Genomic DNA, 25329 nt, shown 5'->3' with positions numbered 1-25329 from the left:
GGGACCGGCACCCATCGATTTGAGGTGACATGATGAGAGATCAACTATTGCAACAATACCAGGAGCTACTCACCTCCTACCTGAACGAAAAACGGGAAGACATCCTGTACACGGCCCAGCAGATGAGCAGGTGGATGATGGAACAGAGAATCCCTCCCGAAGAGATGGTCAGCGTTCACGCGGAGGCTGTGAAGAAAAAGTTGCCCCATCTATCCCCCTCGGTCAAGGATTCTTTCGATCTGCTGATCGAGATGATGATTGGGTATGGGATCGCCTTGAAGGAGCATGAAAGCCTTGTTAACCGGCAAAAAGAGCTGGAGTATGAAATCGAAGTAGCGGTCGGGATGCAGCAGACTCTCCTCCCCGATGCCCCCCCTGAGGTGGGGGCTCTGGATCTTGGAGTCATCAGCGTGCCGGCCAATCGTATGAGCGGGGATTATTATAATTTTGTGGACCATGGCTGCGGTTCGCTGGGGGTGGCTCTTTCCGATATTATCGGCAAGGGGATTCCTGCTGCGCTCTGCATGTCGATGATTAAATACGCCATGGATCAGCTGGACAATCCCTCCGGTCCTTCGGAGATCCTTCGTCGACTCAATATCGTGGTGGAACGGAATGTGGACGCCAGTATGTTTATTACCATGGTGTACGGGGTATACGACACCGTCCGGCATATTTTCCGTTACGCGACCGCCGGCCATGAGCCCGGCTTTGTTTACAGGGAAAGAGGTAGCTCCTTTGAGGACTTAACGACCAAGGGACTGGTGTTAGGGGTAGCTAAAGACATCTCCTACGAGGAGTTCACCGTCGAGCTGGAACCAGGGGATGCTGTCCTTCTCTTTTCCGATGGGGTCACGGAAGCGCGGATTGATGGGCAATTTCTCGGTCGGGAACGGCTGAAGGATCTATTCCACGAATACCTTCATCTGCCGGCTCAACAGGCGGTAGAGGGGATTTACCAAAACCTCTATGAGCGGGCGAATTATGAATTGAAGGATGACCAGACCATCATGCTGCTCCGACGCCCCCAAGAATAGAAACACCGGTTTAAAATCCAATGGGTAGGGTAAAGTCACAAGTATGGAGGTTGAGAGGATATGAATGTATCGATCCAGGAACAAACCCAATCAGATAAAGTAACGACTCTCGTGGTGTCCGGTGAAGTGGATGCATTCACCGCTCCGCAACTCCGGGAAAAGCTGATGCCGCTGACCAGAGAGAGCAGGGAAATTTATCTGGACTTATCCGAAGTAAATTATATGGACAGTACGGGGTTGGGTGTATTGATCGGTGCCTACAAATCGCTGCGCGTCCAAGGGGGACGTCTGGTATTAGTTGGCATGAGCCCGCGCTTGAGCCGGTTGCTCAAGATCACCGGGCTGACAGAGATCATCGATATTGAAGACGGAGCCTAGGGGTGAACGGATGATGATGGATCAATCGAAGGAATTGGTTGAACTGACCATACCAGCCAAGGCCGAGTATGTAGGTGTGGTGCGTTTGGCCGTGTCAGGAATCGCCAATCGGATGGGGTTTCACTATGACGACATCGAAGATATGAAACTGGCCTTGGCGGAAGCCTGCACCAACGCGGTTGATCATGCCTATTCCGGGAGGGAGGGGCAAATCGCAGTCTCCTTTTTCGTTCATGATGATCGGTTAGAGATGAAGGTGAAGGATGAAGGCAACAGCTTTGATATCGCTGCCGTTAAACAACGTTCAGGACCGATTGAAAACGACATGCCGCTGACCGCCATGAGGGAAAGGGGGCTGGGTCTCCACCTGATGGAAACGTTGATGGATCGGGTCGATATCGACGGAGATCGCGGTGTCGTCGTTACCTTGACCAAGTTTATAGATAGGGACGAGGTGGATCACGTTGTCGACTCGCCCACAGAAACGCAATCTCACGGATGAAGATATCCTGGAGATGATTCGTCTGTACCAGGAAGAAGGGGACAATGAGGTGCAAGCTCGCCTTGTCGACCACTATACCTCCCTGGTAGAGACGCTGGCTTCCAAGTTCTCACGGGGGTCGGAGCCTTTTGAAGACTTAGCCCAAGTGGGAATGATCGGACTCCTTGCCGCCTTAAAGCGCTATGATGCGTCCTATGGCAGGAGTTTCGAAGGATTTGCCGTGCCCACCATCGTTGGAGAGATTAAGCGCTATATTCGAGATAAAACCTGGAGTGTCCATGTTCCCCGCCGGATCAAGGAACTTGGGCCGAGGATCAAGAAGGCTGTCGAGGAGCTTACCATTCAATTTCAACGCTCCCCCCACGTGGACGAGATTGCCGATTATCTCAGTGTTACGACGGAAGAAGTGCTGGAGACGATGGAGATGGGTCGGAGCTACAATGCTGTCTCTGTCGATAGTCCGATTGAAGCCAACAGTGACGGCAGCCACGTTACCCTCCTCGACCTGGTCGGTAACCAAGACCACGGATTTGATCAAGTGGATCAGCAGATGCTTTTGGGTAAAGCTTTTCAGGTTCTGTCGGAGCGGGAGCAGGAGATCATCCGGATGACGTTTTATGAAAATCTAAGTCAAAAACAAGCCGGAGAAAACCTGGGAATTTCTCAGATGCATGTTTCCCGACTCCAGCGGCGTGCCCTTCGGAAACTGAGGGAAGCGATTCGAGTGGAGCCAACTGAAATTATTTGAATATAACCGTGAGGCCGTCGGTCATGGGTACCGCGGTTTTTTATTTTGGCTGATTAGCCCCAATAGAACGGATTCGTTCCCCGCAAGAATAGAGGTTGAAACGATCTGACCGGGCAAACCCGATTAAGGTGATGTTGAACTTCCGCGCTAGGTCACAGGCCAGACTAGAGGGAGCGGAGACGGCGGCGACGATGGGGACCCCTGCCACCGCCGCTTTTTGCATGATTTCAAAGCTGGTTCGGCCACTCACCATCAGGATGGAGCGGTGGAGGGGGGTCTGCCCGTTGAGAAAGGCGTGACCAAATAGTTTGTCCACCGCGTTGTGGCGTCCCACGTCTTCCCGTAAGGCGATCAGGTTGCCGTCAGCGTCGAACTGTCCGGCTGCATGAAGGCCTCCTGTCTGTTCAAAAATCTGCTGTTCCCGACGCAAAGCTTTACCCAGTCGGGAGATGATGGAGACATCCACACAAAATCCACCGGGTAGGGGTTGCACCCCTTGTACCCGAATCGCCTCCAAAGAAGCTTTTCCGCAAACACCGCAACTGGAACCGGTATAGAAGTGGCGTGTAAGTCGCTTCAGATCGAGGGGAGCTCCGGATTGGAGGCGAACATTGACGATGTTGTAGTGTTGTTCTCCATCTACCTTCGGTTCCTGACAATAGGTGATAGAATGGATAAGGTTATGGGAGGGGAGAATCCCTTCGGTAAAGAGAAATCCAGCAGCCAATTCGAAATCGTCTCCCGGGGTACGCATGGTGACGGAGATTGGCACAGGATCAGATAATTGGGGAGAAGTGAGGCGGATCTCCAGCGGCTCCTCCACCGCCAGGACATCCTGTCGGATGCGGGATGTTTCTCCCTCCACTTGTTGAACACGCTGTCGGAAGATTCGGGATCGTCGGCTCGTTTTCATGACTACCGCCCTTTCGGGATCCATTGTCGGAAAATACGGAACAAGGCTATAGTTCAACCGTAACTCAAAACGCGTTAAAAAACCACCTCCCTGCGATGAGGGAGGCGGTTCGAATATCGCCGGTACAGGGGGAAGGTTTTTCCCGTCCCTCTCAGCGAAAGACGATGGTTTTGTTGCCGTGAACGAGCACTTCATCGTTGAGATGCCACTGAACTGCACGGGCGAGTACAAGGCGTTCCACATCGCGGCCGATCCGCTTCAAGTCTTCCACCCGGCAGCGATGATCGACCCGCTCAACATCCTGTTCAATGATCGGGCCTTCATCCAGATCTTCTGTCACATAATGGGCCGTAGCGCCGATAATTTTAACGCCCCGTTCATAAGCCTGATTGTATGGTTTAGCACCGACGAAGGCCGGTAGGAAAGAGTGGTGGATGTTGATCATCTGATTCTTGTAACGCTGAATCATCGTCGGAGGGATGATCTGCATGTACCGCGCCAGAATCACCGTGTCCACCTCGTTTTCCGCCAACAGTTTCAAGTGGGTTTTTTCTGCCTCTAGCCGGATGTCCCGGTTACAGGGAACATGGTGGTAGGGGATGCCGAAGGGGGAGACCAGGGGTTCCATATCGGGATGGTTGCTTACCACCATCGAGATGTCGGCATTGAGTTCCCCGATTCGCCACCGCCACAACAAGTCGGTCAGGCAGTGGTCCTCTTTAGAAACGAAGACGGCCAGCCGTTTTTTATGGCCTGACCGACTCATCCGCCAGGAGATCCCGAAGGGCCTGGCCGCCTCGCGGAAGCCTTCTTCCACCTCAGGGAAACGCCGGGCCAGATCGTCCATTTGGAATTCGACCCGCATAAAAAAAAGGCCGCCTTCCGGATCGGTGGTATGTTGATCCGAACGGATGATGTTCGCTCCCCAATCATACAGGAATCGCGATACCGCAGCGACAATCCCTGGCCGATCCGGGCAGGAAATCAGGATTCGCCCTCGGTTTTCCTGTAAGGTGTCTCCTTGTGGATGTATTAAAGCCATGATGGTTTTTCCTCCTTACGATCCGTGTTACACATAAACTCTATTCTACTATGAATTGAGGAAGGATGCTATTGCTAATAGGAGAATCCCGCAAGGTGGATCAGAAGGAAATTCAGGAAACTATTCGAATCGTTTTCACGGAATGGGCAAAGATATCCTCCGTCGGAAAATTGCGCCCCTGTCGGCAAAGCGGTATGATGGGGAAGCGACAATCTACTGGATACGGAGGCGTTTATGGAAGCAAGAGAGAGATACCAGGTGATTGCGAAGGAATTGGGCCTTGCTGTAGAAAGGGTACAGGCAGCCGTCGAGTTGATGGATGAGGGCAACACGATCCCCTTTATCGCTCGTTACCGGAAAGAGCGGACCAAAGAGATGGACGAGGAAGTGCTGCGGTCCGTCGAAGAACGGAACCGGTACCTGATCCAATTGGGCGGGCGTAAAGAGGAAGTCCTGCGATTGATCGACGACCAGGGGAAGCTCAATGACGAACTGAAGGCCCGGATTGAAGCGGCAGACAAGTTGCAGACCGTAGAAGATCTCTATCGTCCTTACCGTCCCAAACGGAAGACCCGTGCCTCGATCGCCCGGGAACGCGGACTGGCTCCACTGGCGGAACACATGCTAGCGGCTGAGGAACCATTATCAGTGGATGAAGCAGCCCTTCGTTTCGTCGATTCAGAAAAGGGTGTGGAGGATGCAGCAGCGGCGATCCAAGGAGCGATGGATATTATCGCTGAGGATTTGGCCGATGATGCGGACATCCGAAAATGGGTGCGAGATTATACCTGGAAAAACGGCATCCTAGCCTCCGAGGCGAAGGACGGGCAAGCCCGCACGGTGTATGAGATGTATTATGACCGCCGCGAGCCGGTACGGAAGATGCCTTCTCATCGTGTACTGGCCGTCAACCGGGGGGAGAGGGAAGAGGTGTTGAAGCTCTCCATCGAGGTGGAGGAAGAGGCCATTCTTCGCCAATTGGAGGGCTGGTTTCCTAAAAAACCCCATCCGTATTTGAAGGAAGTGGCGGTGGACAGTTGGAAACGGCTGATCTTCCCCTCGGTAGAACGGGAGATCCGGGCGAAGATGACAGAGGCCGCTGAGGAACAGGCTATCCACATCTTTGCTGAGAACCTGCGTAAGCTTTTGCTACAGCCGCCGATCCGGGGCAAGAAGGTATTAGGTGTCGATCCCGCGTACCGAACCGGTTGTAAACTGGCGGTGGTAGACGATACGGGGCGTTTGCAGCATGTCGGCGTAGTCTATCCCACGCTTTCCCCAAAACAAGTCGAAGAGGCGAAACAAACGGTTCGCCGTCTGATCGAGGAATACAGCATCGACTTGATCGCCATCGGCAATGGGACCGCTTCCCGAGAAACAGAATCCTTCATCGCCGAATTGATGCGAGAAGTGGATCGTGACCTCTATTACATCATGGTGAATGAAGCCGGTGCCAGCGTTTATTCTGCCTCCAAGCTGGCTCGGGAGGAGTTTCCGGATCTGGACGTCGCCCAGCGAAGTGCCGTCTCCATCGCTCGCCGGTTACAGGACCCGCTTGCTGAGCTCGTCAAAATCGAGCCCAAAGCCGTTGGTGTCGGCCAGTATCAGCATGATGTCTCTCAGAAGCGGCTGACCGAGAGCCTGGGTACGGTCGTGGAGTCAGCCGTAAACCATGTCGGCGTGGATGTGAATACCGCCTCGGCGCCGCTCCTCTCGTATGTGGCTGGAGTGAATACCACCGTCGCCAAAAACATTATTAAATACCGGGAGGAGCTGGGGCGTTACGGAGATCGGAAGCAGCTGAAAAAAGTGCCTCGGCTGGGGGCCAAGACCTTTGAGCAGTGCATTGGCTTCTTACGAGTGATAGACGGGGAAAACCCTCTCGATAAAACACCCATCCACCCGGAATCCTATCCAACGGTGGAAAAACTCCTGACGGAGCTGGATAGCCGAGCGGATGCGATCGGTACTCCGGAGTTGAACGAACGACTGCGCCGGGTGGATATCACGGCCATGGCATCCGTCCTCGACTGTGGTGTGCCGACGTTACGGGATATCATCGAGGCTCTCTTGCGCCCAGGACGTGACCCCCGGGAAGAGTTGCCCACTCCCGTGCTCCGTTCCGATGTCCTACAGTTGGAAGACTTAAAGGAAGGCCTAGAATTGAAAGGGACCGTACGCAATGTGGTTGATTTCGGAGCCTTTGTCGATATCGGGCTGAAAAATGATGGCCTTGTCCATATCTCCAAAATGAGCGATAAATTTGTTAAACACCCGATGGATGTCGTCGGCGTGGGTGACATCGTGGATGTCTGGGTGATCAACGTGGATCATGATCGGGAACGCGTCTCGCTCAGTATGATTCCCAATTGGTAAGTAGCAGAGCAGAGCCTCCTCTCAGACGAGGAGGCTCTTTGTCTATAAATTAGGAAATAGCCTACGGAAGGAAGATTCTTTCCTTTACAATGGAAAGGGAAGGGCCGAAAATCCGTGTGGGTTTGGTTAAAAACAAACCATGTAGTCGGGGAGTGGGAGACGTGTGGAAGAAGTGGATCGGGGGCTTTATTCTAACCGGATTACTTGCCGTGGTCGGATACGTGGTTTACGACTGGACCAAGTCAGTAGAGATTCCCGAGATGAAGGTAAAAGATGAACTGGCGAAGGCCTATATACAATCGGGAAAGAAAACGGGCATCCCCTGGCCATACTTGGCCGCTGCCGACGAGGTGGAGTTGAATTACAAGGGAGTCAATGCCGCCTCCATCCTCCGTCGGGGGAAAAGGATGGCAGAAGCCGGTGGCGGAACGGGAGAGCGGGCAGCGGAGCGCGCCTTGAAAAAATTACTCGCTCCTTCCCAGGCGGATCAGGCGATCCGACTAGCGAAGTCTTATGATTGGGCAGCAGCGTCGCTTGCGGAACCAGCAGTCTTTCCCTTTGCTAAGGATGCCAAGGTGGATTACGGTGATACATGGGGTGTCAGCCGTACCTATGGCGGGAAGCGCACCCATGAAGGAACGGACCTATTCGCTGCTAAAGGGACTCCGCTTCGCGCTGTCCGTGATAGCAGGGTCGTGGCTAAAGGGTGGAACGAACTCGGAGGTTGGCGGCTTTCACTGATGGATGGGGAGCATTCGCAGATTATTTACTACTATGCCCATCTTTCCCGCTACGCCGAAGACATTCAATTGGGCTCCAAGGTGAAAAAGGGTCAAGTGATTGGTTACGTCGGGGACAGCGGATACGGCCCCGAAGGAACGACAGGAAAATTTGCTCCTCACCTCCATTTTGGTATATACGTTCGGGAGAGTCTCTTTTCTCCGATGCGTGAGGCGATGAATCCTTATGTTTTTTTGCGAACCTGGGAAAGCCGTCAACGATGAATGTAACAACTCCTCTGCATGTTTTCCGCAAGGCTAGGAAAATTAAAAGCAATAAGGTCAGAGGAGGATTTCTCATGATCCAACACGGAGTACCCCAAGAAATGGCGCGAAAAATGGGCAAAACAGCCCTCTCTTGCAGTCGACTATTTGAACGTTGCCCCGATGAACTGGCGACAATCGCTGCTTTTGTAGAGACGGAAATGAAAGGACAGGATTTACCAAATGCAGGCCAAGGCCGGGATGCTTTTATCGGTGCTACCTTTGAGCGAATCTTTCCGTTGGTTCTTCATTCCGCGGAGTGTCGGCGGTCGGTGGAGAACATGATGCAGCAACATCCGGAGTTTTCGGGGAGCGACCTCTTTGCCCATCATGATGAGAACCCGAACTATACCATCGGTCCCGATATGGCGGAAGTCCTGTACCTTGCCGGCAGTGCCGTCTTCGGCTCCATCGTGATGGTTACCTCGGGGGAAACCGAACGGCCATTGGTTACGGATGAAGGTGTTCAGTATAAGCCCACCCCATAACAAGGTTGAGGCACCGATTATCTCTTGTTCAGGGTTCGTGGCGCGAATGATCGTGGTTTTTGTCGAAAAATGAAACTGGGAAACAGCGTCACCCGTTGTATAAGGGTGACGTTTTTTATCATATAACTACCATTTTTATGGAGGTGGAACACAATAATTACCTGTATTAGGTAATTAGGAAGTAAGTGTTGTCCGATTTGCAACAACATTCAGATGAAAAGAGGAGGGATTCTCGATCAAGCGTTCATTGTCCGCTCTCGCTGTCATGACTCTCGCTCTCACGCTTGTAGTACTTCCTTCTTCCCCGGCTGCTGCCTCCAGGGGGGAAAAAACAAAGGCTGATGCGGGATACCAAGCGGGAGAGATTGTCGTCAAGTTCAAGCAAGGTGCGGCCCAAACCAAACGGCTAGCGACACTCGATAAACTGAACTCCAAGATCTTATCCAAAAATCATGCACTTGGGTTCGATGTCGTGAAAGTGCACGGCTCTGTAGAGAACGCCCTCAAGATGTACCGAGAAAATCCCCTGGTAGAGTATGCCGAACCGAATATTACCTTCAAAGCGGCCGCCACTCCCAATGACTCGGATTACTCCAAGCAATATGGTCTCGAGCTGGTCAACGCACCCACAGCCTGGAAAACCGTTACGGGTAAAGGAGCCAAAATTGCGATTGTGGACACCGGCGTGGACTACAATCACCCGGATCTGAAAGGGAAAGTCATCAAAGGCCGGGATTTTATCGACAATGATTCCGACCCGATGGATGAGAATGGCCATGGCACCCACTGTGCCGGCATTGCCGCGGCCCATACCAATAACGAGATCGGAATCGCTGGTATGGCTCCAAATGCAAAGATCTACGCATCTCGAGTTCTCGATGCTAACGGGAGGGGCTCTTTGGATGCCGTCGCTAATGGCATTACGGATGCCGCAGATCACGGAGCGAAAGTAATCAGTCTCAGTCTCGGCGCCTCGAAAGGGGCGCAAGCGTTAAAAGACGCGGTCGACTATGCCGCCGACAAGGGAGCAATCGTGGTTGCCGCTGCAGGAAATGAAGGCAAAACCACTCCGAATTATCCCGGCTACTACAAGAAGACGATCGCTGTAGGGGCTACGGATTCCAACGATAAAAAGGCGGATTTCTCCAACTGTGGAGCTGACTGGGTCGATGTGGCGGCACCCGGCGTGGACATTTACTCCACAATCACCGGAGGCGGTTACAAAAACCTTTCCGGGACTTCGATGGCCACGCCTCATGTGGCTGGGCTGGCGGGCCTCTTAGCTTCTCAGGGCAAAAAAGCAGCCGATATCCGTTCCACCATTGAAGGGACGGCTGATAAAATTTCCGGTACGGGAAGCGATTGGGCTTACGGTCGTATCAATGCAGCCAAGGCCGTTGGTGAATAAAATGGTATTCCTACAAAAAAGCAGACGGGTTTCGCCGTCTGCTTTTTCATGTGATACCCTTTATCCATGAGGTGGATGCCTTAACGGGATTCCAACGGAAGAAACGTGTTTTTCTCCTGATATTGAAACCAGCAGTCGTTCAGGATGCGGATCTGCCGCCGGTCTTTTCCGTGGAATGCCCGTTGTAGCTGACGACGCAGCCAGTATGGCATGAAAAAGGCCTCCCCCTGTGACGAATGTGCCGTGGTTAAAGTTTATGAAGGAGGCTGTTGTTCCGTGAATCCCGATTTGGGTACACCGATGGATGACACAGCGTTGCAGCACTGGGTGGAGGCTATATCCCTCCGGGATTTCGGTAAACCCTTCCTCCATCAGGCCCGGTTTAATCGGCGGTTACGGACAACCGGCGGTCGGTATTTTCTTCACGACCATCGGATTGAAGTCAGCCCCCGACACCTGGAAGCATTGGGGGTGGAAGTGATGGAGGGGATCATTCGCCATGAGCTCTGTCACTATCACCTGCATCGAGAAGGGAAAGGGTACCGCCATCGTGACGGGGAGTTTAAGGAACTCCTCGCCCGTGTCAAGGGCCTGCGTTACACACCGACCCTTCCCGGCGGGAAGGGGGAAAAGCCCTTTCGTTGGGTTTTGGTCTGCCGGGAATGCGGCCAAAAAGCCTACCGGAAAAAAAGGATGGACCCCCGTCGCTATCGATGTGGCCACTGCCGGGGGCCGCTTTCTTTGAAAGAGCTGTAGAAGGGATAGCAAAAGAAGGGTGCCCTCCATGATGAAAACCGTAGGAGTACGAACCTTACAGGGGGAATACGGAGGCACATCCATTAGCTGGCAATTGGTAACCGGCCTCCACTGAGGGAATTTATCATGTTTTTGCAGGAAGTTCGGCGAGGTGTCCCATCCTTGGTGCTGGGCTTCTTCTGTTTTATTTGAGATCTTTGGGGATAATCGATTTGGTAGTTTTGAGTGCATGGTGGGCCCATGACAAGTGTAGCGCCTTTTTGGGGTTATAATGGTTAAATTCTGTCACGACCTCGCGTCGCCTAGGCTTTTTACAAAGCTTAATACCATAAAAATTTTTTAAAAATATTAAGTATTTACAACAGAACCACTTTAGAGTAATATGTTGTTGTGATATTTGGATAAGGAGGTTTTTAATGTTGAAAAGGGCTGTATTATTAGCTGTCACTTTAGCAATAGGTTCATTTCCATCTGTTTCATCGGCAAGTGAGCCAGTATATAATGAATCTGAGGTACTTAACCCATCTAATAGTACGGAAAGGGTGTTTAAAAAGGTAACACGAACCGTGATAAGTGATGAAGAGGACGTCATTAGAATAGAAGGAGAAGCTAGTGAAGCGAATGAAGTGGAGGCTTATAATATAGAAGTTGATGAGAAAGCCGGAACGTACACAGCTACTAACATAGAGGGTGAAAAGTTAGAATCCTTCCAAGAAGAACTGCAGGATAAGATTACAGCGAGAGGATCACGGTATCGATCCGTAACCGCTATTACGGATGATCCTGCTGGGGTAGACTTAGCTAAGCACACTCAAAAGTTGAATTTCTCAAAAGGTAGTAGTAGTGTTTCTTATCGATCTAGAAGTAAATCTGCTTGGGCTGCTTATCCAAGTTCTCTAGGCACACACTGGTATGTAGATGAAAATAAGTTTACAGGCTTAAGGTTTATAGATGGTAACAGAACTGTCGAGAGTAAGTCTAGGGCGAAGTTCCACAACTACGATTTCGGAAATGATGGTAAAGTGACCAGAGTAACACATTATATAACAATTGAAGGTTACTATACAGGGAAGTCACGTTACTATGTAGATTGGGCGCGAAGTGGTGAAGGTCATACTTTGTTAGACCTTGATATTGCTACAAAGTCGGGATAAAAGGATAAAAAGAGCGAGCCGACAATTAGTTGTCGACTCGCTCTTTGCTTTCTCTCGGTTTTCTATAAAGATAAAAAGCAGCTAATAATTGAAGCACAGCCACGATTCCGATAATTAGCCCGAAAGACCACATCATTATATAGGCAGTAACACCACTAACTAAACTACACATAAAAACAACCATTGCCGAATGTTTTCGATATCCCCAAATAGAGAGAACGAAACAAATACCGAACAGGGCAAAACCTATTGGGCCCATGATATCCCAAAAACTACTAGCTTCACTCATTTTTTACTACCTCCTTAGAGGGATGATAAATTCCCCCTTTTTTCCTTATATCTTGATTATACACCAAACAGTTGGGAACGATGATCAAATAGATAAAAAACAGGATCCAGTAATCGGCGCAAAACGTCCAAATGGATATTTCATTCGTTAATGGTTTGTTGTACCTCAGAGGAAGGAACTTCGGTTTCACGAAAAACACCCCGTAAAAGTAGTTCTACACAGAGGAGATTTTCCTGTGTCTACTTTTAGGGGGTGAACCGACCAGGTTTCTTCTGTTTCATTGACAATCTGTCTGCTTCCGGGAAAGACGGAAGCCGGTCCAAATGGCGGTCCACCACCCATCCAGGGCACCCGAGCCAAGGAAGACACCGGTGCAGATGAAAAGAAAGCCGAAGGCCTGGGTCCATGCCATCGCCTCACCCAGGAGCCATATGGAGCCGGTGAGAGCGAAGAAAGGGGTCATGTTGATGAAGATGGCTGTCTGCCCCGGCCCCAGTCGATGGATGGCAGAGTTGTAAATGAGATGACCGAGGCCTGTTGCAATGACCGCTGATCCAAAGAAGATGGTCCATATCCATGGACTGCTGCCGATCATTTGCGGAAGGGATACCGGGTTTGTGAAAAAGGCGACTGTGAGGATCATCAAGGATCCCAGCAAGAACATGACCGACGTCATCTGTTTAGCATCCAGCGTATCCGTGGCTTTTTTTATGAAAATGAAACTGAGCGCCTGCGATGCCATGGAGGCCAAGATATATAAGTCACCGATGGTACCTTGCTGTAACCCTTCACTTCCGTTGAGTACCACGAAGGAGACCCCGGTCAAACCGAAGACGATGCCTAAACAGCGAAGGAGGGTAAGCCGATCCTTCAGCAGGAAAAAGGCGAGGAGAGAAGTGGCCAGGGGATTTAAGGCAAGGATGAGGGCAGCATGACTCGCTGTCGTTTTTTCCAGGCCCATCGCTAGCAAGGAATGGTGACCAAGGACACCGAATAGGGCGGCTCCCAGCGTTAAATTCCATTCCTGTCCGCTCATTTTCCGCCATTGGTTGAAAACGAGCAGAAAGGGAACCAGGATCAGGCCGGCGACGAAGATCCGGAGAGACTGCATCGCCAATGGGGGGAAATGGGCCACCAGTACTTTGAGAGCGACGGTATTGAGGCCCCAGATCATCATGTTGAATGTCATGACACCATAAGCGGCTTTCTTATCCAATCCCAACCCTTCTTTCCTGAAGATAAAAGAAAGGGAAAAGGCCAAAGGCCTCTTCCTTGAATGCCCGAAATTTTTCGTTATCCTAAATTTTAGCGCTTTGGGATGGTTTGTGCAAGGAGAAGTTGGCACCCCGTTTGAAACGGGTACAAGGGAGGAGGGACATTCAAAGAAATCCCCTAGATGGGGAGAGGAGGAGTCGGCTTGGCTGAAAGGATGCGTGTCGGTTTTATTGGATTGGGGATCATGGGCCATTCCATGGCTCGAGAGCGACCGTATTGAGGCCCCAGATCATCATATTGAATGTCATGACACCATAAGGGGGGCCTGCCCTACCCGACCCCCCTTTTTATGTCCAAAAAAACGTATTGGGTTTTAAAAATTCTGTATAAAAATTCGTACAGCCATCATAAAGCATACGATGATCACCACGGGTCTGATTAACGAAACCCCTTTAGTGAATACCATCCTTGCGCCAATAAATGAACCTAAGATTTGACCGAGCATCATAATCAATCCAATAGACCAAGCGATTTGACCGAAGATCACAAAATATAGTAACGCAGAGATATTGCTGGTGAAATTCAAAACCTTGGCATTGGCTGTTGCTTTTGAAGCACCGTAACCACATAACGTAATAAAGGATAATGCTATTAGGCTGCCCGTACCGGGCCCGAAAAAACCATCATAGAAACCGAGAATCGGAGCTATCGCTAATGCAAAAACGGATATGCTGATTTTCATTGGTCGATCTTTGTTTTCTACATTGGGGGAAAACAAAAAATAAAGACCAATAGCAATAAGCAAAAAGGGCAATATCATTACGAGATATTTGGGATCTATATGCAAAACAAGCCATCCACCAACAATGGAACCGATAAAAACCATCACGATGGATAACCACATGCTTTTAAGGTCAATCGCCTTCTTTTTGATGAAAAATAAGGTTGCAATAAATGTACCGCTGCTGCCTTGAAGTTTATTTGTGGATACTGCTACTGAAGGAGGAATACCAACTAATAACATAGCTGGTATAGTAAGCATACCCCCGCCACCGGCGATTGTATCAACCCAACCTGCCAGAATGGCCACCAGGAATAGTAAAAGAAATACCTCCAAACTAAAGTCCATTTATCATTTCTCCTAACCTGCTTTCTTTATTATCACGCATGCGGCTTGAAACATATTGCCTGCAGATCATTCTGCGGCTGTATTTGTTTTTTCCAATCGGTATCTTATATTCGTCTTTGGTCAATCTTCCCCTTCCATGACTTGCATTTGTTTGTTTCCCATACGATGAGTTCGGAATGAACAATAAGTCTTTCGATGTCAGCAAGACCTTATATGTCGGCATAGTCCGCAATAACTCCAAAAATCTTTCAAAGACTAATTGATCCCGGTCACTTTTACCAACGTAAATCAATCTGTTCTCTGCTCCATTCAAACAAGTGGCAATGATAGTTCCATCTTTATCCAAATTGATGATTCTATTTATTTCACCAACATACCCGGATATTTTCCCGTCTGCCATTCCTGCAATATGAGCAATGGGCATTTGACTCAAGGATAATATATCGTCTTTGTTGAAGGAGTTTTCCTCGAGGTGCTTTTGAAGTAAGCGCGGTGTTCCAATATGAGTCTCCGTTTGTAAGTTCAGTATTCCCTTTAACAAAAGGGCATCAACTCTGGTGAACTTGCCGCAAGTAATTTCAGAAATGATGGTTTCAACCGGTTTATTAAGCCTGCGTGAAGTAGTATTTAAATCAGTTTTAAATGCTTTTAGTCTCTCCTCGACATCCGATTGATTTTTCACCTCTGTATGAACCGTTGCATCATTATGCTGATAAAAATTCCCGCCGCCAGTACTTGCACCGACATTCCGCAAATTTTCATGGTTATTTACAGGTGAAATGAGATGAAATCTGTTTTTACCGCCATGCTCAGACGGATGAACGAGAGCATCATGATTCAAAAGCGTCGCAAAGAGCCATGTTACCCATTCCGAATAAAAATACAACTTCATTCTGTCATGTTCACTTTCACCATAATCGAACCCTTTACGATTTTCAGCCGGTAATAATGTCTCTACGGGGTCACAGGGAGTATTTCTGATGAAGAGAGGTGGTATATTTCCACCGGAATGAGCTTCTTTGATAATAGTAATAAGCTTCTCAGTATCCGGGCATTGATGTCTTTTGGAATAATCCTCTAAACAGGTGAATACCGTTTGGGCAAATGAAAATACCACTGACTCATCACAAAAATAAGGATTGTGCTCTTTCAACTCGCTCTCTATGATCCTATTGATTTGATTGCTTACGTATTCAGAGAGCATTATTTCTAAAATTTCATGTTTTTTAATTGTTCCAGTATTCATCATAACCCATCCCCGCTTTATTTTTTTTAACGCCATACTCGCTGGTAAATGAATTCATTATTTCTCTTTTGCTATTGTCCTCTGTATTGAAAATATGGCACTTTCTAATCCCAGGAAAATAAACATGAAGGGCAAACGATACGCCTTCGTTTATATTCCTTATTTTGTGAAGTCCAATATCATTGTTAATGTAGGTCACATCTCCTTCACGGACTATTTTTGAATTGACCTGCTTGATCTCTGAAGCAGAACCATCTTCACAAGAGGTTTGAATGTATCGTGTCTCTTCTAACTTGCCGCTGATACATCGCATAATACAGTCAGATTGGTCATGGTCATGAATTGCTGATTCTTGCTCTGGCTTCCAGCATATTAGAATCATTTCAAATTGACTGCAACCATAGATCAAATTTCTTCCATACGAGGATGTCTCAAAGTGACGATAAGGTTCAATGTCTTCGACACATATTGATGATGTTTCAATAATCTGGTAGATGATCTTCATTGATTGAGAGTTCGAGAGAGATGAAATCAATTTGCTTACATTAGGGCTATATGCCGCAACAATCTTAGACATCTTCTCCCTCCTAAGAATATCATTATGAGATATTTGGCATTTATATGAAAAATAAGCCATCCACCAACAATGGAACCGATTAAAACCATCACGATGGATAACCACATGCTTTTAAGGTCAATCGCCTTCTTTTTGATGAAAAATAGGTTACAATAAATGTACCTCTACATTCTTCGGCTATATTTGTTTTTTCCAATCGATATCTTATATTCGCCTTTGGTCAATTTTTCTCCTTCCAAGACTTGCATTTGTTTGTTTCCCATACAATGAGTTCGGAATGCCCAATAAGCCTTTCGATGTCAGCAAGACCTTATGGAATTATCCATATCTCTTTTTGCCGGCCGTAAAGAGATGATAAAAACGGAGATCGAGATAGAGATCGTATCAGGAACAACGATCCCTGAGTAACATCAAAGTCCTTCTCTCACGGAGGATTTGGCTCCCCGCTTGAAACCGGTACAATGGAGAAGGAACATCGAAAGAAATCCCCTAGATGGGGAGAGGAGGAGTCGACTTGGCTGAAAAGATGCGTGTCGGTTTTATTGGATTGGGGATCATGGGTCGCTCCATGGCCCGTAATCTCTATCAAGCCGGGTTTCCGATCACCGTGTGGAATCGGACAGCTTCCCGCATGGAGGCAGCCCAGGAATGGGGGGCAAAACGGGCGGAATCCCCGCAAGAAGTGGCTCAAACCAGCGATGTAGTCATCACCATCGTCGGAGATACCCCCGATGTGGAAGAGGTGGTGACGGGGCCAAAAGGGGTGTTGGCCGGAGCTAGAGAGGGTCTAGTGCTTGTAGATATGAGCACCATTTCCTCCGATGCAACCCGTAAATTGGCGGAGCAGGCCAAGAGAAAAGGGGTACGCATGTTAGATGCGCCTGTAAGCGGCGGGGATGTGGGGGCCAGGGAAGGGACCCTTTCCATTATGATCGGAGGAGAAGCGGAGGATCTGGAGCGAGTCCAGCCACTCTTTGAAGCGATGGGTAAAAATATCGTTCATTGCGGCCCGGTCGGTGCGGGTCAGACGGTGAAAGCTTGCAACCAGATTATGTGCGGGTTGAATCTGTTGGGGATGGTGGAAGCTCTCTCCTTCGCCAAGAAGTCAGGGGTGGACCTGGAGAAGATGATTCAGGTGACGACCCAGGGGGCAGCCGGTTCCTGGGCATTGTCCAATCTGGCCCCCCGGGTGGTGAAAGGGGATTTGGAACCGGGTTTTTCAGTCCTTTTTCAGCAGAAAGACCTGCGTATCGTCCTTCAGGAAGCGGAACGGTTGGAGCTTCCCTTGATCGGGACCGCAACCGTTAACCAACTCCTCCGCTCCGTCCAAGCCCATGGCGGCAATGAAGACGGTACGCACTCCCTGATACGGGTATTGGAGCAATTGGGCAACGTGGATATCGTCCCAACCGACGGGAAGTGAATCAGCCCTCGGTTGTTATTCAGTCCCCTCTATGAAAGACAGATGGAAAATGATAGAATTCGATGAGCAAGGTGAGGTGATAGAAAAAGCCCATCGAAGCAGCTGCTTCGATGGACTTCCGATCCCATGAGGCGGGACAGCACCCCCATCACTTTCCTTGCTTTTTTTAGAAAGTTGCTTCCTTATTTTTCATCCTCGTTGGAGGGTTAACTCCCTACATAGCGGGCTGCCAGGGAACGGGCGGTCGAAAGGTCAGAGGTCCCCTGAACGAGGATCCGTCCATCGGGGAAGACCACGAGACGGTGGGTATCATCCACCTGGGCCCGGAGCAAAAATCGATTCCGTTCCACCTGGGCGAGGGGGGCAAGCCGCTTTTCCAGCCGTTCAAGGTCGGTGTCCATGGTTCGGGCCGGAGTGATCTGGACCGTATCCCGACCGCAAAGGGAGACAGCAGAATCCTCATGATTACCTGGTGTGAGGAACTCAAAGCTAGATTGACCGCAGGCGGGGCAATCCGCCTGTTTACGGTTTTCCACCTGTATGGCGTGATCTTGATTGTCCCACAATTCGTAGTGACGCAGGCGACGGTCCAAGGAGTTCCGGTCTCCGACGAGAAACTTCATGGCTTCTGTAGCCTGATAGGCAGCAACTACTTGGACGATAGGGCCGATCACCCCGGCGGTATCACAGGTTTCTGCTTGGCCCGGAGAGGGAACATCCGGGAACAGACAGCGAAGACAGGGTGTTTCCCCTGGTAGAACTGTAAAGGTCATCCCGCGGGCACTGACGGCTCCGCCATAAATCCAAGGGATGCTGTGTTTGACGGAGACATCGTTAATCAAGTAGCGGGCGGAAAAATTATCGGTTCCATCAAGAATAAGATCGACTCCGGCCAGGAGGGATTCGGCGTTTTGGTGGGTGAGGTCGGTGACAAAAGTCTCCAACCGGGTCGTGGGATCGATGGCGGAGAGCTTCCGCTCTGCCGCAACTGCTTTAGGCAGCCCTTCCCGGGCATCGGCTTCGTCGTAGAGCATTTGGCGTTGCAGGTTGCTCCTTTCGACAAAGTCCCGGTCGATCAGGCGTACAAAGCCCACCCCCGCTCGTACCATGTGATGGGAAAGAGCGGTTCCCAAGGCGCCGAGGCCGACGACGGCGACACGAGCCCGGTTGAGTTGCTCCTGGCCTTCTTCTCCGATGGGTGAGAAGCGGATCTGCCTGGAAAAACGTTCTCGATCTATCTGCAACGGATATCGCCTCCGAGCCGGCAAGTCCTGCTGAGAACAAGCGCTTTATCCTGTAAGGACCGCCGGTTTTAGGTTACACTGGAATCAATCAGGGTTCCGTGTCTTTCTTGTTGTGGTTCCAGGGGCCTGTCTGGGCTCCTATCCATTCGGAACCGTCTTCCCAGACTTCTTTTTTCCATATAGGAACCGTTTCTTTTAGACGTTCGATGGCATAACGGCCTGCCTCGAAGGCCTCGGCCCGGTGGGGAGATGCCACGGCGATCAGGACGCTGATCTCCTCAATGGACAGCTTGCCGATCCGATGAGCGATCGCAGCGTGGACCCCAGGCCAGCGTTTTAGAATCTCCTGCCGTATCTGATCCATCTTTCTGACTGCCATGGGGGCATAGGCCTCGTATTCAAGGAAAACGGTGCGCTGATCTCCGGTGAATTCCCGCACGGTTCCTGCAAAGGTGAGGACGGCACCGGCACGAGGGTTGGATACCCGTCGGATCAACACTTCAGGAGAAAGGGGATTTTCGGTAACGAAACACCAATCCTCTTCCGAGTTTTCCCCACCGCTGACGGGAGGGATGAGGGCCACTTCGTCGCCGGGCTGGATCATATGGTCGGCTCCAGCGTACTCTTGGTTTAACGCAATCAGTGACGAGCGGATGGTATCCGCCGCATCGGGATAGAGCTCGGCCAACCGTATAGACAGGTCTCGGACGGTCGTTTTTTCCGGAAGGTCGAGGGAGGCGGAACGTTTGCCGACGGCTTCCGCAACCCCGGCGAAAAACAGCACGTTAATCTTCATAAGTACGGCGAAAATCGCCTTCCTCCTTTCGGTAGTCAGCTTTTCTGACAGACAGCAGGTTCCGAATGATGGCGGGCCGGATTAGCCGCAACAGTACCTCCCTATTATATCGTAGACACAGTCGGAATGAAGACGTCATCCGTTATGGGAACCCATTACCAAAATCTGTCCGGGGCGAGGAGGAAGAAACGATGGGTAACGAAAAGGACGTGGCCCGGACCTTGTTCCGGTTGATCGTCAGCCAACTGGAGGCGACAAAGCAGGAAAACCGCCTGTTTTCGCGAATTGAACTGGTCGGGGATTGCCTGGAAGTCGCCCTCGCCGGTGGTAAAGAATATCGGATTGAAGTAAAGCCGGTACAGTCACCGGGAGACCAAGCCGACGGAGAAAGGAGCGGGGAGTCTGTGTATTCGTCGAATAAACCGCTTGAAGAACAGGATGTCGTCATCGTGCCCGCAGAAGAGTGGGAGGAACTCCTGCGGACCTGTGAGTTGGTGGTCCAGTTTATGGAGTATGACAAAGAAAAAATGAAGGATCTGGCGGCTCTTGTTCCGGATTTTCCCTGGGAGAAACGATCGGAGATGATGGAAGGGCTCCTTCGGAATCTCCGCCAATCCCTAGCCAAGACCATGTCGACGGAAGCTTCCAATCAGGTGCCGCAACGTTGAGCGATGTTCCCATGGATACGAGTAAAGGAGGCTGCTAACGGCGATGAGCCCTTATGTAGGCAAAAATACTGCATCCCTTCAATCCGGCTTGATGACCCGTGTTTTTTCCTGGATGTTTGCCGGTCTTTCTCTGACAGGCATCATTTCTTTCCTTCTTGTCAGTGATCCCGACCAGAAGGTGATTCATTACTTTGAACAGAACATGATGGTCTTTTACGGCCTCGTCATTTTCGAATTCGTACTGGTCTTTTTTCTGGCTGCACGGGTTCACAAGATGGCGGTTCCTACCGCCACCTTCATCTTTTTTCTGTATGCCACCCTAAATGGGGTGACGCTTACGCCTCTTTTAGCGATCTATACAAGCCTCTCGATCGCCTCCGTGTTTTTCATCACGGCGGGGATGTTTGGGATCTTTGCCGTCTACGGGGCCGTTACCAAACGGGATCTGTCCAAACTAGGCAGCATCCTCCTGATGGGCGTGATCGGCCTCATTCTGGCGAGTGTGGTCAACCTCTTTATGAACAGCACCACGCTTTACTGGATCATTTCCTATGCAGGTGTTCTCCTGTTTTGTGGCTTGACCGCATATGACATCCAGAAGATCAAGCGGATGCAGGAGATGCAGATGGACGAAGATTCACACGCCAAAGCGGCAATCATGGGGGCTTTGGCTCTCTACCTGGATTTTATCAACCTGTTTATCTTCCTTCTCCGCATCCTGGGAAACCGGGATTAACCCCAAAAACAGCCACCTCCCTTGGTATGGAGGCGGCTGTTTTTTACAAGGGGCTTTATTCCGGGAGGGAGGAGACCACTTCACGGAATACGCGGGCAAATTCGCGCCGTTCTTCGGGGGTCCCCACGCTGACTCGAAGCAGGCGGTTCAATGGTGCAGTGCCAGGAACCCGGGTGAAAACACCCCGTTCCCATAAGTCATCCATCGTAGCGCGGGCTCGTTCAGCGGTGCCCATGTCGAAGGTGACGAAGTTGGTAGATGAGGGAAGCGTGATGAATCCTGTTTCCTTAGCCAACCGGGCGTATTCCTTCTTTCCTTCTGTGACGCTTTCTACGACTGCCTCTAAAAAAGTACGGTCGCGTAAAGAGGCGAGTGCACCGGCCTGGGCTGGGCGATTAACTCCAAAGTGGTTCCGAATCTTGTCAAAGGCTGCTAGGGTCTTCGGGTTTCCCAGGATATAGCCGATACGAGCCCCGGCCATTCCGTGGGCTTTGGAGAAGGTGCGGGTACGGATTACCTGGGGATCTTCAGGGTCAATGGGCCAGATTGCGTTCTCCCCTGCGAATTCAACATAGGCTTCGTCCAGCAACAATAGGCAATCAGGGGAAAGGGACCGCCGGAGTTTTTCGATTGCTTCGGGCGGATAAAACGAGCCCGTCGGGTTATCCGGGTTGGACAGGTAGAGGATGCGGGAACCCGTCTCCCGTGCTTTTTCCGCTAGTCCAGTGAGGTCATTGCGAAAGTCTTGGTAGGGAACGGTGTGGAGGATGCCACCGAAGCCGTCCACGTGATAGTTGAAGGTGGGATACCCCCCGAGAGAAGTGGTGACGGCATCCCCAGGGTTGAGGAATACACGGGCGGTCAAGCCGAGGAGTTCGTCGATTCCGCTCCCGATTAGGATGTTTTTTCGTTCGATCCCGTAAAAATCCGCCAGTTCGCCCCGGAGCTCATAGCTAGTGGCGTCCCCGTATAAATAGGATTGCGCCGTCGCCTGCTGCATCGCTTCCAGGGCCTTCGGAGACATGCCAAAGGTGCTTTCATTGGCTCCCAGGCGCAACCAGATCTGGCGTCCCTTCTGTCGTTCCGTCTCCTCCGGCGGAACGAAGGGGACAGAGGCGGGAAGGGAAGAGACCAGGCGTGAAAAAGGAGGAGGATTAGACATAGGACTTCCCTCCTATGGCAGGGTGCAGAGGAAGCTGTCGGCGGCGTTCGGCGGTAATTCCATCCATCTCGCTCCATTTCCTTTGAAAAGACTGGTTCATGTGTCCACCTCTTTGTGTAGGGATGTTTCTCCTACCGTATCAAATAATGAGGCACAGCCCAATCCCGGATATAAAAACCGAATCCCCATCGGATACAGAGGGGGACTCGGTTTTATAGGGGAATCGACTTATTTTTTGATCCTTATCTTTTGCGTACGGCTGTTTTTTGCGGCGTCCTTGACTCGCACAAGGATCGTGTTCTTCCCTTTTTTCAGTTCCTTCTTTTTGAAGGTATAGGTGAACTTCCCTTTGTTTTTGTGCAGTTTTTCAAGGGAAAGCGGAATCCTCTTCCATTTGCTGCTTTTCTCCCGCTTCCACTGGAGAGTGACAGGTTTGATGTCCACTCCAGCCATGATATGCATGAAATGCAATAAACCCAGAGAATCTTTTTTAACCAGTAGATCATGGATTTTGCCCTTCAACTGCGGCTTTTTACCGGTTTTCCCCCATTTAATTTTAGGAGCCGTCTTGTCGACAAAGACGATGGATTGTGCGGAAGTACGCGCTTTGCCTTTGTTAGCGGTAGCTTCGAGTAAATAGAGAGCGTCGGGTAGCTTCTTCCCTTTCGCATCCTTACCGTTCCAGAAGCGATCCATATAACCTTCCTGCGGATTTTTGGCAGAATGTAGGGTGATGGGCTTCGAATTTTCTTCGACCTTTCTTGCCGTGATTTTCAAACGGTCCGGCGACACCGGCATATAGTAGGTCAACAGCGCCGTATCCAGCTTTTTATCCCCATTGGGAGACAAAAACAGGGTATCCAGTCCGAAAGAGTTGATCAGCTCATAATCCTTTGCGTCATTTAAGGCGATAAAAGGGACCTTCCATTCCTGGGAGCCCTCTTTTATATAAATCGTGCCGGTGTACTGACCCACAGGTAATCCGGTATCGAAGCTTATCTTGACAGGAATTTGTTCCGTGCTGCCGGAATTTACTTGAAGCTGCGACGGAACTTCCACCCGAATGCCGGATTTTCCGCCGTCTAACTCGGCTCGGATGGTATAGGTTTTTGCTTGGTTGACGGTGTTTCTCACTTGAAGCATTCGCTCGGCTTCTTGTGTGCCCGATTGGGGTTTAAACAATCCGAAGCTGAGGTTGTTCGGGGTGACCAATGTATCGGTCTGAAGGGCTTTTAGAATATCTATTCGTCCGGAACCTTGTTGGATATATGGGGCCCGTTTGCCTTCGCTATCTTTTAGGTTGACAGCGGTGTTGGAGAGAGCCGCTTTGATCTGTTGTGGATCCCAATCCGCATGTTTTTGCCGGAGCAAGGCTGCGGCTCCAGCTACGTGAGGAGCAGCCATGCTTGTCCCGCTCATCTTTTCGTAGCCCTTTTTGTCGACCTTCCTGGGAACAGTGCTGAGGATATCGACCCCAGGGGCAGTGACATCCGGTTTAATCGCCCAAGTGCCGAGGCCCGGACCTCTGGAACTGAAATCAATCATCCGTTCCTGCTTTACGGAACGGAGTACAATTTTCTTTTTCCCTGCCGCGATTTTCTTTTTGAGATATTTCCCATACGCTCCCGATAAGGTGGCGGTAGGAACCGGTTTTGCTTCGTCATCGGGAATCATCGGGGTTACGCTGAGCTCACCGCTGTGATCATTATAGACAATCAACGCTTTGGCCTTTGCCTTTTTCGCTCGTATGGCTACATCATCCACGATGGTGATCCCGCCTTCTGTCATTTGTTTGTTTCGTTTGACCAGGAGGATCTTTCCTTTGAGGGATTTCTTTTTGAAATCTTTCGCTTTTCCATTTCCCAGATTGACAATCGAGTGGGTACCTTTCATCGGAAAAGCCGGTGAAGAGGTAATGATGTTCATCTCCATTTTCTTTTTATCGCCGGCTACTTGGACGACGGGTAACGGAATGACTTTTGTAGAGGCTCCGACGGAAATCACGTCCATAGCGGTACCCGGAGTTCCCGCTGACCATCCTTCAGGTCCGTCGTTTCCATTGGCGACAACCGTGACGACTCCGTGTTCGGTTGCCCGTTTGACAGCTTGAACCAGCGGGCCATCGGGGACATTGACGGAAGCTCCGAGGGACAGGTTCATCACGTCTGCTCCGTCTTTTACGGCTCGGTCGATCCCGGCTAAGATGTCCTCGTTGGTGCCTACTCCGTTTTCGTCCAGTACCCGGTAGGCCAAGATCGAAGCATCTGGAGCGACGCCCTTAATCTTTCCCTTGGCCGCGATTGTACCTGCCACATGGGTGCCATGGCCGGCCTCATCTTGGGGGGTGCGATCTTTTTCAACGAAATCATAACCGCCTACGATTTTCCCTTTCAAATCGGGATGTTTGGCATCCACACCGGAATCAACCACCGCGACTTTCATGCCTTTCCCTGTCAGAGAATTCCCCTGGCTGTCTTTTTCTTTCCACGTGGAGGTTGCACCAATGAGGGGAGAGCTCTCTTTCATGGTGGCTCGGTATTTTCGAATCGGATAAATGCGTTTAATCTCGGGTAAAGCAGCTAATTTTTCTACTTCTTCCCCTTTTAAGCGGACGGACATTCCCGCAAAAACGGTATCGTAGGTTTCTTTTACCTGAAGTTGAGGAGCGACTTCCTTTAAGTCCGAAGTGAGTGTTTGTTGCTCCTGCTGTAATTCTTTCCGATATTGATTTGCGTTTTGTCTGGGTAGTTCCTCAGATTTAGCCAACTTCTGAAAAGCAGCCGTCGGAGCACTGTTCATCTCCACCAGTACAGAAACGCGCTTTCCCGATTGAACGGGCACCCCGGGAGCCAGTTTGTGTTTTTGGAATTCACGCAATTTCGCATTCAAAAATCCTTCTGAAGGAGATGCTTGAGCAGGGGACGAGGAATTCAATCCCAAACCGGATAATAAAAGCGTGGTACATACAACCACAGGCCATACTTTTTTCACGGGTAAAC

The 25329-nt window shown here is 50.4% G+C and carries 25 protein-coding genes; 13 read left to right on the top strand and 12 right to left on the bottom strand.

Translation table 11 applies throughout. The features are described from left to right. Positions 1–32: 32 nt before the first annotated feature. Genes ACFOUO_RS00700 through sigB form a run of 4 tightly spaced genes read left to right on the top strand, consistent with a single transcriptional unit; the run spans position 33 to position 2665 of the window. On the top strand, positions 33–1037 hold the full coding sequence (locus tag ACFOUO_RS00700) for a PP2C family protein-serine/threonine phosphatase (protein WP_380701140.1): 1005 nt from the start codon (positions 33–35) through the stop codon (positions 1035–1037). Positions 1038–1097: 60 nt separating this feature from the next. Continuing rightward, entirely contained in the window at positions 1098–1415 is a 318-nt protein-coding gene (locus ACFOUO_RS00695; protein WP_380701138.1) for an STAS domain-containing protein, read from the top strand. Between the two features lie 16 nt (positions 1416–1431). After that, on the top strand, positions 1432–1917 hold the full coding sequence (gene rsbW, locus ACFOUO_RS00690) for an anti-sigma B factor RsbW (protein ID WP_380701216.1): 486 nt from the start codon (positions 1432–1434) through the stop codon (positions 1915–1917). Continuing rightward, positions 1880–2665 (top strand): RNA polymerase sigma factor SigB, encoded by a 786-nt coding sequence (sigB, locus tag ACFOUO_RS00685; RefSeq protein ID WP_380701136.1) that lies wholly within the window; start codon positions 1880–1882, stop codon positions 2663–2665. Before rsbW ends, sigB begins: the two co-directional genes overlap by 38 nt. Before the next feature lie 40 nt (positions 2666–2705). Here the strand turns inward: sigB and fdhD are convergent, their stop codons facing one another. Together fdhD and purU are read right to left on the bottom strand one after the other, a co-directional pair. After that, a complete protein-coding gene (gene fdhD, locus ACFOUO_RS00680) occupies positions 2706–3578 on the bottom strand; it encodes a formate dehydrogenase accessory sulfurtransferase FdhD (protein ID WP_380701133.1) in 873 nt (290 codons plus the stop codon). 151 nt (positions 3579–3729) lie between these two features. Continuing rightward, positions 3730–4620 (bottom strand): formyltetrahydrofolate deformylase, encoded by an 891-nt coding sequence (purU, locus tag ACFOUO_RS00675; protein WP_380701131.1) that lies wholly within the window; start codon positions 4618–4620, stop codon positions 3730–3732. A 234-nt stretch (positions 4621–4854) separates the two neighbouring features. Between purU and ACFOUO_RS00670 the strand changes: the two genes are divergently transcribed. The 4 genes from ACFOUO_RS00670 (at position 4855) to ACFOUO_RS00655 (ending at position 9935) form a co-directional block, all read left to right on the top strand. Next, positions 4855–6996, top strand: a complete 2142-nt coding sequence (locus tag ACFOUO_RS00670; protein WP_380701129.1) for a Tex family protein — start codon at positions 4855–4857, stop codon at positions 6994–6996. Between the two features lie 161 nt (positions 6997–7157). Continuing rightward, on the top strand, positions 7158–8000 hold the full coding sequence (locus ACFOUO_RS00665; RefSeq protein WP_380701127.1) for a M23 family metallopeptidase: 843 nt from the start codon (positions 7158–7160) through the stop codon (positions 7998–8000). A gap of 74 nt (positions 8001–8074) precedes the next feature. Next, positions 8075–8527, top strand: coding sequence for a hypothetical protein (locus ACFOUO_RS00660; RefSeq protein WP_380701125.1), 453 nt, complete (start codon positions 8075–8077; stop codon positions 8525–8527). Between the two features lie 247 nt (positions 8528–8774). After that, a complete protein-coding gene (locus ACFOUO_RS00655; protein ID WP_380701123.1) occupies positions 8775–9935 on the top strand; it encodes a S8 family peptidase in 1161 nt (386 codons plus the stop codon). A gap of 80 nt (positions 9936–10015) precedes the next feature. Here ACFOUO_RS00655 and cmpA read toward each other — a convergent pair whose 3' ends face one another. Then, positions 10016–10147 (bottom strand): cortex morphogenetic protein CmpA, encoded by a 132-nt coding sequence (gene cmpA / locus ACFOUO_RS00650; protein WP_380701121.1) that lies wholly within the window; start codon positions 10145–10147, stop codon positions 10016–10018. An 88-nt stretch (positions 10148–10235) separates the two neighbouring features. Between cmpA and ACFOUO_RS00645 the strand changes: the two genes are divergently transcribed. Together ACFOUO_RS00645 and ACFOUO_RS00640 are read left to right on the top strand one after the other, a co-directional pair. Next, on the top strand, positions 10236–10691 hold the full coding sequence (locus ACFOUO_RS00645; RefSeq protein ID WP_380701214.1) for a SprT family protein: 456 nt from the start codon (positions 10236–10238) through the stop codon (positions 10689–10691). A 419-nt stretch (positions 10692–11110) separates the two neighbouring features. Then, entirely contained in the window at positions 11111–11845 is a 735-nt protein-coding gene (locus ACFOUO_RS00640; protein ID WP_380701119.1) for a hypothetical protein, read from the top strand. A gap of 25 nt (positions 11846–11870) precedes the next feature. Here the strand turns inward: ACFOUO_RS00640 and ACFOUO_RS00635 are convergent, their stop codons facing one another. From ACFOUO_RS00635 to ACFOUO_RS00615, 5 genes are all read right to left on the bottom strand, one after another. After that, positions 11871–12134, bottom strand: coding sequence for a hypothetical protein (locus ACFOUO_RS00635; protein WP_380701117.1), 264 nt, complete (start codon positions 12132–12134; stop codon positions 11871–11873). Between the two features lie 277 nt (positions 12135–12411). Further along, on the bottom strand, positions 12412–13350 hold the full coding sequence (locus ACFOUO_RS00630; protein ID WP_380701115.1) for a DMT family transporter: 939 nt from the start codon (positions 13348–13350) through the stop codon (positions 12412–12414). 372 nt (positions 13351–13722) lie between these two features. Continuing rightward, a complete protein-coding gene (locus tag ACFOUO_RS00625) occupies positions 13723–14478 on the bottom strand; it encodes a TSUP family transporter (RefSeq protein WP_380701113.1) in 756 nt (251 codons plus the stop codon). Next, positions 14468–15724 carry a hypothetical protein gene (locus ACFOUO_RS00620; RefSeq protein ID WP_380701111.1) on the bottom strand — a complete coding sequence of 419 codons (1257 nt, stop codon included), beginning with the start codon at positions 15722–15724 and terminating at the stop codon, positions 14468–14470. The genes ACFOUO_RS00625 and ACFOUO_RS00620 overlap by 11 nt, the downstream gene beginning before the upstream one ends. After that, positions 15705–16301 (bottom strand): cysteine dioxygenase, encoded by a 597-nt coding sequence (locus ACFOUO_RS00615; RefSeq protein WP_380701110.1) that lies wholly within the window; start codon positions 16299–16301, stop codon positions 15705–15707. Before ACFOUO_RS00615 ends, ACFOUO_RS00620 begins: the two co-directional genes overlap by 20 nt. 514 nt (positions 16302–16815) lie before the next feature. Between ACFOUO_RS00615 and ACFOUO_RS00610 the strand changes: the two genes are divergently transcribed. Then, positions 16816–17724, top strand: a complete 909-nt coding sequence (locus ACFOUO_RS00610; protein WP_380701108.1) for an NAD(P)-dependent oxidoreductase — start codon at positions 16816–16818, stop codon at positions 17722–17724. A 206-nt stretch (positions 17725–17930) separates the two neighbouring features. Here ACFOUO_RS00610 and ACFOUO_RS00605 read toward each other — a convergent pair whose 3' ends face one another. After that, the gene (locus tag ACFOUO_RS00605; RefSeq protein ID WP_380701212.1) at positions 17931–18962 is read right to left on the bottom strand and encodes a ThiF family adenylyltransferase; all 1032 of its coding nucleotides are present in this window, start codon (positions 18960–18962) and stop codon (positions 17931–17933) included. A 94-nt stretch (positions 18963–19056) separates the two neighbouring features. Next, on the bottom strand, positions 19057–19764 hold the full coding sequence (gene moaD / locus ACFOUO_RS00600) for a molybdopterin converting factor subunit 1 (protein WP_380701106.1): 708 nt from the start codon (positions 19762–19764) through the stop codon (positions 19057–19059). 191 nt (positions 19765–19955) lie between these two features. Here moaD and ACFOUO_RS00595 point away from each other — a divergent pair, with 191 nt between their 5' ends. Together ACFOUO_RS00595 and ACFOUO_RS00590 are read left to right on the top strand one after the other, a co-directional pair. Further along, positions 19956–20432 (top strand): hypothetical protein, encoded by a 477-nt coding sequence (locus ACFOUO_RS00595; RefSeq protein ID WP_380701104.1) that lies wholly within the window; start codon positions 19956–19958, stop codon positions 20430–20432. Between the two features lie 43 nt (positions 20433–20475). Beyond that, the gene (locus ACFOUO_RS00590; protein WP_380701102.1) at positions 20476–21168 is read left to right on the top strand and encodes a Bax inhibitor-1/YccA family protein; all 693 of its coding nucleotides are present in this window, start codon (positions 20476–20478) and stop codon (positions 21166–21168) included. 55 nt (positions 21169–21223) lie between these two features. Here the strand turns inward: ACFOUO_RS00590 and ACFOUO_RS00585 are convergent, their stop codons facing one another. Both ACFOUO_RS00585 and ACFOUO_RS00580 read right to left on the bottom strand, forming a co-directional pair. Further along, entirely contained in the window at positions 21224–22330 is a 1107-nt protein-coding gene (locus ACFOUO_RS00585; RefSeq protein ID WP_380701100.1) for an aminotransferase class I/II-fold pyridoxal phosphate-dependent enzyme, read from the bottom strand. Positions 22331–22558: 228 nt separating this feature from the next. After that, entirely contained in the window at positions 22559–25321 is a 2763-nt protein-coding gene (locus ACFOUO_RS00580) for a S8 family serine peptidase (protein ID WP_380701098.1), read from the bottom strand. Between the last annotated feature and the right edge of the window lie 8 nt (positions 25322–25329).

Source organism: Salinithrix halophila (genome assembly GCF_042650125.1).
Taxonomy (GTDB): Bacteria; Bacillota; Bacilli; order Thermoactinomycetales; family DSM-45169; genus Salinithrix; species Salinithrix halophila.
Note: the sequence above shows the minus strand (reverse complement) of the source record. Positions and strands in the feature narration are given on the sequence as shown.